Annotated in this window: 10 protein-coding genes; 1 reads left to right on the top strand and 9 read right to left on the bottom strand. The window is 57.7% G+C overall.

The window, feature by feature from the left end; genetic code table 11:
- The coding region (locus C1719_RS02765; protein ID WP_102373687.1) for an IS3 family transposase at positions 1–1,243 on the top strand (1,243 nt) is incomplete at its 5' end.
- 181 nt (positions 1,244–1,424) lie between these two features.
- Here the strand turns inward: C1719_RS02765 and C1719_RS02760 are convergent.
- The 9 genes from C1719_RS02760 to C1719_RS02720 all read right to left on the bottom strand — a co-directional run bounded on the left by C1719_RS02760 (position 1,425) and on the right by C1719_RS02720 (position 8,563).
- Positions 1,425–1,772, bottom strand: coding sequence for a Veg family protein (locus C1719_RS02760; RefSeq protein ID WP_102373686.1), 348 nt, complete (start codon positions 1,770–1,772; stop codon positions 1,425–1,427).
- A gap of 192 nt (positions 1,773–1,964) precedes the next feature.
- Positions 1,965–2,681 (bottom strand): DUF5714 domain-containing protein, encoded by a 717-nt coding sequence (locus C1719_RS02755; RefSeq protein ID WP_102373685.1) that lies wholly within the window; start codon positions 2,679–2,681, stop codon positions 1,965–1,967.
- A 113-nt stretch (positions 2,682–2,794) separates the two neighbouring features.
- Complete coding sequence (locus C1719_RS02750) at positions 2,795–3,802, bottom strand: ABC transporter permease (protein WP_180963433.1); 1,008 nt, start codon at positions 3,800–3,802, stop codon at positions 2,795–2,797.
- Positions 3,789–4,604, bottom strand: a complete 816-nt coding sequence (locus C1719_RS02745; RefSeq protein WP_102373683.1) for an ABC transporter ATP-binding protein — start codon at positions 4,602–4,604, stop codon at positions 3,789–3,791. The genes C1719_RS02750 and C1719_RS02745 overlap by 14 nt, the downstream gene beginning before the upstream one ends.
- A gap of 41 nt (positions 4,605–4,645) precedes the next feature.
- A complete protein-coding gene (locus C1719_RS02740; RefSeq protein ID WP_102373682.1) occupies positions 4,646–5,803 on the bottom strand; it encodes an ABC transporter substrate-binding protein in 1,158 nt (385 codons plus the stop codon).
- Between the two features lie 269 nt (positions 5,804–6,072).
- Complete coding sequence (gene rsmA / locus C1719_RS02735; protein WP_102373681.1) at positions 6,073–7,008, bottom strand: 16S rRNA (adenine(1518)-N(6)/adenine(1519)-N(6))-dimethyltransferase RsmA; 936 nt, start codon at positions 7,006–7,008, stop codon at positions 6,073–6,075.
- The gene (locus C1719_RS02730; protein ID WP_102373680.1) at positions 7,005–7,547 is read right to left on the bottom strand and encodes a flavodoxin family protein; all 543 of its coding nucleotides are present in this window, start codon (positions 7,545–7,547) and stop codon (positions 7,005–7,007) included. Before C1719_RS02730 ends, rsmA begins: the two co-directional genes overlap by 4 nt.
- Positions 7,544–8,206, bottom strand: coding sequence for a TatD family hydrolase (locus tag C1719_RS02725; RefSeq protein ID WP_102373679.1), 663 nt, complete (start codon positions 8,204–8,206; stop codon positions 7,544–7,546). Before C1719_RS02725 ends, C1719_RS02730 begins: the two co-directional genes overlap by 4 nt.
- 18 nt (positions 8,207–8,224) lie before the next feature.
- Positions 8,225–8,563: a nitrate ABC transporter substrate-binding protein gene (locus tag C1719_RS02720; RefSeq protein ID WP_102373984.1), complete on the bottom strand. Its 339-nt coding sequence runs from the start codon at positions 8,561–8,563 to the stop codon at positions 8,225–8,227.
- Positions 8,564–8,600 lie beyond the last annotated feature (37 nt).

The raw sequence follows: 8,600 nt of genomic DNA, 5'->3' as shown, positions 1-8,600 counted from the left end.
CGGCCACGTCGGCGCCCGCAAGCGCCACGAGCGCCACTCCGACGAGACCAAGGCCCGGGCGGTCGCCCTTTACGAGAGGGGGAGGCGCCCTGCCGAGATCGCCCGCCTGCTCGGCATCGACTGCCGGGCGAACGTTCGCGCCTGGTGGAAGAAGGCGCGCGAATCGGGTAAGCTTGCCGGAGACGCGTTCGCGCCGAAACCGATCGCCCGGGAGGGCGGAAAGGGCGCCCGCATGGCGAAGAAGCAAGCGAACGGAGGCTCCGCCGACCCGCAGGCCCTCGAGGCGGCGCTGCTCGAGAACCAGCTGCTGAGGGCGGTGTTGGACGACCTAAAAGAGGGCTCCTCGAACCTGGATTCGATCTCGAACAGGAAAAAGGCCGAGTTAGGCGAGAGGCTGAGGCGGGACGGAGGGCCCTCCCTCCGAGAGATCACCGCTTTCTTGAGGATATCGAAGAGCTCCTATGAGTACCATAGGGCGCGGCTGGACGCGCCGGACGCCCTCGCCGGCGCCAGAGCGCTCCTGCGAGGGCTTTTCCGGGAGAGCGGGGGCCGTTACGGCTATCGCCGGATGAACGCGCTCCTTCGCGCGAAGGGCGTCCGCATCTCCGAGAAGGTCGTGCGCCGCATCATGCGCCAGGAGGGCCTCGTCGTGCGCTACGAGCCCAAGCGCCCCAAATGGAGCTCGTACGCGGGGGAGAACGGCCAAGCGCCGCCGAACCTGGTCGCACGCAACTTCCGCGCGGCCCTGCCGGGCAACCTGTGGCTCACCGACATCACCCAGTTCAACCTGCCTTCGTTCAGATGCTACCTGTCGCCGGTCATCGACTGCTTCGACGGGAAGGTCGTCTCATGGCGCGCTTCCGAAAGGCCCGATGCCGCGCTCGTCAACGGCATGCTCGACGATGCCGTAGCCGCCCTGCGCGCCGGCGAGCGTCCCGTCGTCCACTCGGATAGGGGCGCCCACTATCGTTGGCCGGGATGGATCGAGCGCTGCGAGGCGGCCGGTCTCGTGCGCTCGATGTCGAAGAAGGGCTGCTCGCCCGACAACTCCGCGTGCGAGGGGTTCTTCGGACGGCTCAAAAACGAGTTCTTCTACCACCGGAGCTGGGAAGGGGTGGGGATGCCCGAGTTCGTCGAGGAGCTCGGCGCCTACATCGACTGGTACAATGATTCGCGCATCAAGGAATCTCTCGGCTGGATGAGCCCCAATGCATTCCGAAGAAGCCTCGGACTGGCCGCTTAGGCGGTCCAAGAAATTGTCCGCACCCCCAGATTGGCGGTCGTTCGGTGCTTGCCGCATCGAAGCCCATGCGACATTTTTCCCTGAACACGCACGGAAGAGCTTGCCTGCAAGAGCCTTGAGCGCAAAAAGCGCCCGTCGATGACGGGCGCCTCTGTTGAACATGATTGTTTTCGGACTGGCTCTACGAAAGAACCGTCTCTTTTTCCTCGGCGTCCTCTTCGAGCACCATCGGCGCCTCGTCGATAGGGGTTTCCTCGATAAAGGGCTCGAACAGCGGCTCGCCATCCTGCGAAAGCTCGACCATACCGGTCAACACGTCGACGTACTGATACGACTGACGAGCGGTACGACCGCGCTTGCGATCAACTTCCAGGATGAACAGCTGGGGATGCACTTGCGTCAAAACGCCTTCGCTCTCGACGATCTTGGAACGACCCATATTGGCGCGCACCTTCAGCCGCTGGCCGACGAAATCATGCAACGTATCGTGGATTCCATCCACGATTTTCGCCTGCTTAGCTAAATCCATGCTCACTCATTCCTCACATGTGACTCATATTACAGAAATAACAGCATGGGATTATACCATGGGAGTCAATGCTTAACAGAATCTGCATGTTTCGATGACATTTTATTGATAATATGCAGACAATCTGCCGAAACCCCTGCTGCAGCTCGATATCTACCGCAGCATCTGCCGTGGTTCGCGCTCTTCGAACCGCTATTTCCCGCTCTGACGATTCGGGAAATACGGGCAATCGGCCCGCAAGCACTCCCTGTTGCGCGCGAAGTGCGTGCATACGATCTTTTCAGGCAGCTCCATGCTCACTCCGCATACTTCATCCGTGTATTCGACAGCCGTTTTGATGGCCGTAAACGACGTGCGCTTGCAGCATCGCGGCCCCCCGAGGTCGGCAAGGCGATCGAGAATGCACGCCGTCAATCGCGTGGTCTGCGCCCACGGTTCGCGCGACATCGGGGTCGAGCCGCTCACGATGCTCATATACATGCCCGCGCTCACCGCCGCGCCACAGGTGCCCCAAAAACCACAGGTTCCCCCAGGGACGTTCAAGCTTCGCGCACGAAGCTCTTCGAGCGCGCGATCAAGATCGATTTCTCCCCCGGCGTTGCTATACGCGGTTAGCAACGCAGCTCCCACCAGGGTATGATGCTCCGGGCCGTTTGGAAAAATGGATTTGTCGTCCATGATTTTCATGGCTATCCCGATGGGGTCTTTCGAATCGGATGCGCGGCAGTACGACATCGTCTGCTCGACGCCGCCCGCGCGATGGCACTCATCGCATACGTAGTGCCCCGAAGAACAAACGGAATGCCCCGTCTCTTTCTTTCCGCAGATGTGGCACGTGACTTCCTGCGCCTCCTCGAAATAATCGAGCGGGTTCCCGCACACCAAGCAAACAGCTAATCCTATGGACATGCTCTCTCCTCTCGGCTGCCATTCACGCGGCAACCCCTTTCGCTATGCCATACCCCGCATTGCCCTCATCGCAGTGTTTGGCCTCAAAGCTCTCAGCCAATGCGGCAAACGGCTCATCGCCACTTTATTGCATGCCGCTTTACAACGTTGATCAGCCAGTTAAGCAGCGTGACAACGATGCCTACCACGATTATCCCCGCAATCACGTTGGTATAATTCGCAAAGTTCGTGTAGTTGATAATGTAATACCCCATACCCGAGCTAGCTCCAAGCATCTCGGCGAACGTCAACATGGTTATCGAAGACGTCAGCTGCATATTCAACCCACCGAGCGCACTGGGAATGATATAGGGCAAAAGGATTTTCGTTACCATGGAAAAACTGCCCATCTCGAGCATTCGAGCCGATTCGATGATGCGCCGATCTATGGAGGCAACCCGATTGATCGCCGAGATAAACGTCGGCCAGAAAACCCCCAGAAAGATTATGAGCGCCGATGCGGCACGAAACGAAGGCGTCAGTGCAACGAGATAGGGGGCGAACACAACCGAGGGAATCGGTGCGAGCACGCGTGCAATCGGCGCCAGAACATCGCGCAGCGACGGAATCCAACCCACAATCGTTCCAAGCACAACTCCCGCCACAAGCGCCGTAACCGCACCCATGACGAGCAGCTGAAGCGACGAACTCACGTTAAGCAGAAGCTCGGGATACTGCGTGGCGAATACGTTGAAAATGGCTTCAGGCGCGGGCATGAGCACTGGATGCAACTGATTGAGCTTGGTCGTAAAAACTTCCCATACGATCATGAAGGCCCACAGCAAAACGACGATCCGCGAGGCCGCGCCACGGCTTTTTTCCCTCCGCTTGAACTGAACCAGATAGAAACACTCGATAAGCGCAATGGCAACTAAAAAGGGGATGGGCGAAGGCACCGTCTTTCTTCCGGGCAGCATCACGAGCACAACCAGCACCGCACCGAGAACATGTGCGAGTGAAAACAGGACCCATCCCACGCGTTTGCGCTTCGCCGCCCTCGTTTTCACGGCACCCGGCACCCGCCCTCCGATGCCTAGCGAACGCCTGATGGCTTTCTCGCCCACACGATCATCGGCAGCCATCGCAAACCCCCTTCTCCCCCGCACCGTCCGTTTGCTCCTCATCGAGATAGAACAGCGAAAGAAGCTCCGAGCGAAGGGCCTGGTAGCAACAATCGTGCTCGAGCCCCGATAAATCCCGCGGACGCGGAAAATCAACCGGTATGGTTTTCTCTATTCTGCCGGGTCGCATGAATACGATTCGATCGGCCAAAAGGATCGCTTCGGTCAGATCATGGGTAACGAACACGACGGTTTTCTTCCGATCGACACCCGACCAAAGCTCAACCAACAGCTCCTGCAATTCGGCGCGGTTCTTCGCATCAAGGGCACCAAAGGGCTCGTCGAGCAAGAGGATATCGCTTTCCATGGACAGAGCACGGGCGATGGCAACGCGCTGCTGCATGCCGCCGGAAAGCTGGTAGGGGTATTTGCCGGCCTCGCCATCCATGCCGACCTTTTCCAGATACGCATGCGCTCTCTTCAAAGAATCGCTTTTCGAAACGCTTCTGTCGGCGCGACGAATGCTGAACGCCACGTTATTTACGGCCGTCATCCAAGGGAACAACGAGTAATGCTGAAACACCATGGCTCGCGAAGTGCTCGGACCCTCGATAGGGGCTCCATCGATTGCAATGAAGCCCCGAGAGGGGGCGCTTAAACCTGCAAGAAGCGAAAGCAGCGTCGATTTGCCGCATCCCGAATGGCCTATCAGGCAGATGAACTCACCGCTCGCGATGGCAAGGCTCACGTCGCTAAGCGCGAATTCTCCTGTTTCCGATTCCGGGTACGCATAGCAAACGTCCTCGATGTCGATTGCACCCATAAGCGCGCGTCATCCGCCTTTCTTCCAACTCGGATCGCAGGCTATACGATCGTGTTATGGCTCTTGAAATCCGCGTCGAGCTTGGTCCACAAATCGGCGTTTTCGCCGCGCGCAATCATTTCGTCGAGTGCGGCGCGATATACCGTGGTATCGACGTGCTCTTCCATCTTGCAAACTGCATCAGCGGGAATATTTTCCGTGGTCTTCATGTCCTCGTAGAAATCGCAAACGGCATCGGCATACGGATCCATCTCAACGATCATCGCCGCATCGTAGACATCGGTGCCGTAAATCAGGCTCTCGACATATTCATGATCTTGCCCGGAATAGCCCATAAGAGCCGCAATGGCGCGTTCGCGATCATTCTGTATGATCTCGTAAGCACGCAAATTCGCAATCATGAACTTGATGAGCGCGCTCTTATTGTTTTCGAGGTTGTCGAAGTTCGTGGTTTGGCGGCAGCACGGAAAATCGGGCTTGAGATCGCCGGGCTGCATGGATACCGCGATATCGGATTTGGAAGCGATGTACCCGCCGCCGCTATTCACGAACGCACAATCGAATTCGCCTTTGCGAACACCCTCTATAGCGGAATTAGAATCGCTGTAGATGATCCATTCGATCTCATCCATAATGCCTGCTTTTTCAGCAAGAGCCTGCATAACGATATGACCGGTCTCCATAGGGAAGAACCCGACTTTGGCACCCCTGAAATCCTCGATCTTTTTGAATCTGTCCTTGTTTTCGGGAAGCACTATGCATTCGGATCCCTCGGCGATCGTGCCGCCGAACACGCAAACGTTTTCGACGCCCTGCCCAACGAATGTGCAGGTGGGAATCACGCCAAAGGGAAGCACGTCGAGCTTGTTTTCGGAAACCGCCGTGATGCCATCGGAAAGGTTCGCAACCGTCTCAAACGTAACGTCGAGTTTTTCCTCCTCGTAAAGGCCCTCTTCCTTCGCAACGAGAACGCATGCGATCTTGATATCTTTGCCAAGCGTCGCCACTTTGAGCGATTCGACTTCGTCGCTAACCGTAAAAGCCGCAGGCTCTTCGACCGCCGATGCGTCGCTTTGCGCCGTACTCGAATTTGAAGCATTGGTGGCGCAGCCAGCAAGCAATCCTCCCATGCCGACAAACGCCGCACTCGCAACGGCGCCCCTCACGAATACACGACGCGTCATGCTTTTCCGCTCCATAAATCCCTCTTTCCCTTATTCATGCGATTGTTACATTCTGGTAACTCCCATATAGTAGATTATATCTACTAATTTATCAAATCAATTAAGTGCTATAGGATATTAATTGCTTACAACATCGCTTTTGCACGCGGATGAAGCTAGGGGGAGGGGTTCAGCAAAGATGTCGACGGGAGAAAGAGTCCGATAAAGCAGACGATGGGCAACCAGCCGCTCTAGCGCTTCGGCGAACGTCGTCGAAGCGCGGCCATAGATGCCAAAGAGGACGCCTAGAGGCGAGCGAACTCCGTTCCGAGGCGCACGAACTCGGCATGGGAAAGCGATTCTCCGCGACGCCCGGAATCGATGCCCGCACGTGCGAACAAGGCGGGCAGTGCCTCTATCGCGCGCGCACCCGCCTCACCCCTGCCCGCAAAGTACGTCTTGCATGAGTTCGCAATCGTCTTGCGCCTGCTCGCAAATGCGGCGTCGGCCATAACGCATGCAGCCTTTACCGTATCGGAATCGAGGGGCGCCCCCGAATCGTCAACGGGGATTCTGCGATTGAGGCGCAACACCGAGCTTTCAACGCGCGGCGGAGGGAAGAAATTGCCGGGACTCACCGAAAACCGCCCTGCAGGCTCAGCGAACATCGACAGCTTAACGGTATAGGAACCGTAGTTTTTCGTTCCGATCTTCGCAGCCATGCGATCGGCAACCTCGGCCTGAACCATAACCGTTGCGCTCTCAAGGCTTTCGAACCGTTCGAAGTAATCGAGCACGAGCGTTGCGGCAACCGCATAGGGCAGATTTGCGACGAACTTGTTGGGAAGCGATCGTTCATCATCCCCCCGAATGATGCCGAGCTGCTCTGCCGCAACAGCCAAGTCCGCGCTCGTCAGGCCCAACGCATCTTTTCCGATAAGGGCGAACCGATCCGTCCATGAAGCAAGCGTCTCTTCGAGCACTTGGGGCAAATCCTTGTCGCGTTCGACCGAGATCACATGCCCTGCATGCTTGAGAAGGGCGATCGTCAACGTGCCGATTCCGGGTCCCACTTCGAGCACGAAATCGCTTTCGGCCACATCCGCCAAATCGATGATCTTGGCGAGGATCGCATCGTTAACGAGAAAGTTCTGCCCGAGGGCCTTCTTAGTAGCAAGCCCGTGGGATTCCAAAACGGCACGGGTGGCCGAAGGAGAAGCGAGCGGCGAGAGCTTCGTCATTCGCTCCCCTTTTGCACAGGCGCCCACGAATCGGCAACGGCGCGAAGGTCGTCGAACGATCTTCCGACGCAATCATGCACCGCATCGAGCCTGAATCCCGCAACCGCAAGCGCCGATCTCAGGATGCCGACCAGCGGCTCGTATCCATGGGGGTCTCCCCCATCGCCAATGGCGAACAGCTCGGCGGGTCGTTTTTTCGCCTGGCGAAAATCAGTCCAGAAATACAATTGGAAACGATCGAGCACCGCCTTGAACTGCGCTGGCGGACCTGCGAAGTAAATCGGTGAAACCACCGCCAAGCTGTCGGCGCCATCGAGCATCCCGTAGAGATCCTGCATCGGATCATCGATGATGCACCCCTCGCCAAGCTTGCAGAAATCGCAGGCCAAACACGGATCGACATCGATATCCTCGGCAAGGCTGAACAGGTTGAGCTCATCTTCGGGCCACAGCTCGTGCATCCGCTCGATCAGCACCGCCGAAAGCAAAGCGCTTTTTCCTTCGGGGCGAACGGAGCCGCACACTACAAGGCGGTTCATCGCGCAACCTCGCCATGCTCGCGCTGCCACGCTGTCGGCTCGCGATCGAGCAGCGACAAAGCGTTATCGTAAACCTTGTACAGCGTATCGATTTGCTCCGGCCCGGGAGCGCAGCCGAGAACCTCGGCAAGCCGCGCCGCCGTAAATATCACATGGTCGGGCCCGCATTCCATGCCGCGCATGGGCTCGGGAGTCATGTACGGCGCATCCGTTTCGGTAAGAATGCGATCGAGCGGCATTCGCCGCGCGGCTTCACGCGTGTCATCGCTCTTTTTGAACGTAAGCGAACCGCCGAACGCCGCATAGCAGCCCTTGTCGAGCCACGGCTTAAGCGTGTCCCAATCGAGGTTGAAGCAATGAAGCAGAACACCGGCCTCGGGAAATCCCTCTTCGTTCATGATCTGAAACGCCTCCTCATGCGCTTCGCGAAGATGAAGCGCGAGGGGAAGCCCCGTTTCGTGGGCAATTTCGATCTGCCGGCGAAACACCTCGATCTGTACCGGGCGCGGCGAGAAATCGTAGTGGTAATCGAGCCCAACCTCGCCGAGCGCAGCCACACGCGGATCGGCCAAGCGACGCAACAGCTCGGCTTCAAGCGACTCATCGTAATCTTTTGCGTTATGCGGATGGCACCCAACTGCAATTCGAATCCGTGGCACGCACGGAATGGGCTGCCCTCAACACCGTCGCGTAAGGAGCCGCCTGATGATAAGCGCACCTTGAAACTTCCATTCATCGAGCTTGTCGAACGTGGTCGACCCGTCTTCGGACACATCGACTATCGTGCAGAGGAACCGAACGTCGCGCATGCCTGCGCGCGCAAGCGCGAGCGCAGGGTCGCTTAATAGCTGCAGATGGGCGTGGGTGTCCGCTATCGGGGCCCCCGTTGCAGGCACGTCTACCACACGATATTTCCCGTGCTTTCGCTTTTGGCGGAACAGAGTATCGAAGAAAACGGGTTCTTCGGACTCCGTTTCGCCTGTTGGCGTTTCGGCTTGTTCGGCTTTTTCAGTCATTGCATCGATCCTCGTCATCTCATCGCACCCGAAACCC

It is taken from the genome of Raoultibacter massiliensis, assembly GCF_900199545.1.
In the GTDB taxonomy this organism is placed as follows: domain Bacteria; phylum Actinomycetota; class Coriobacteriia; order Coriobacteriales; family Eggerthellaceae; genus Raoultibacter; species Raoultibacter massiliensis.
The sequence above is the reverse complement of the archived record's forward strand: the minus strand, read 5'-3'. Positions and strand labels throughout refer to the sequence as shown.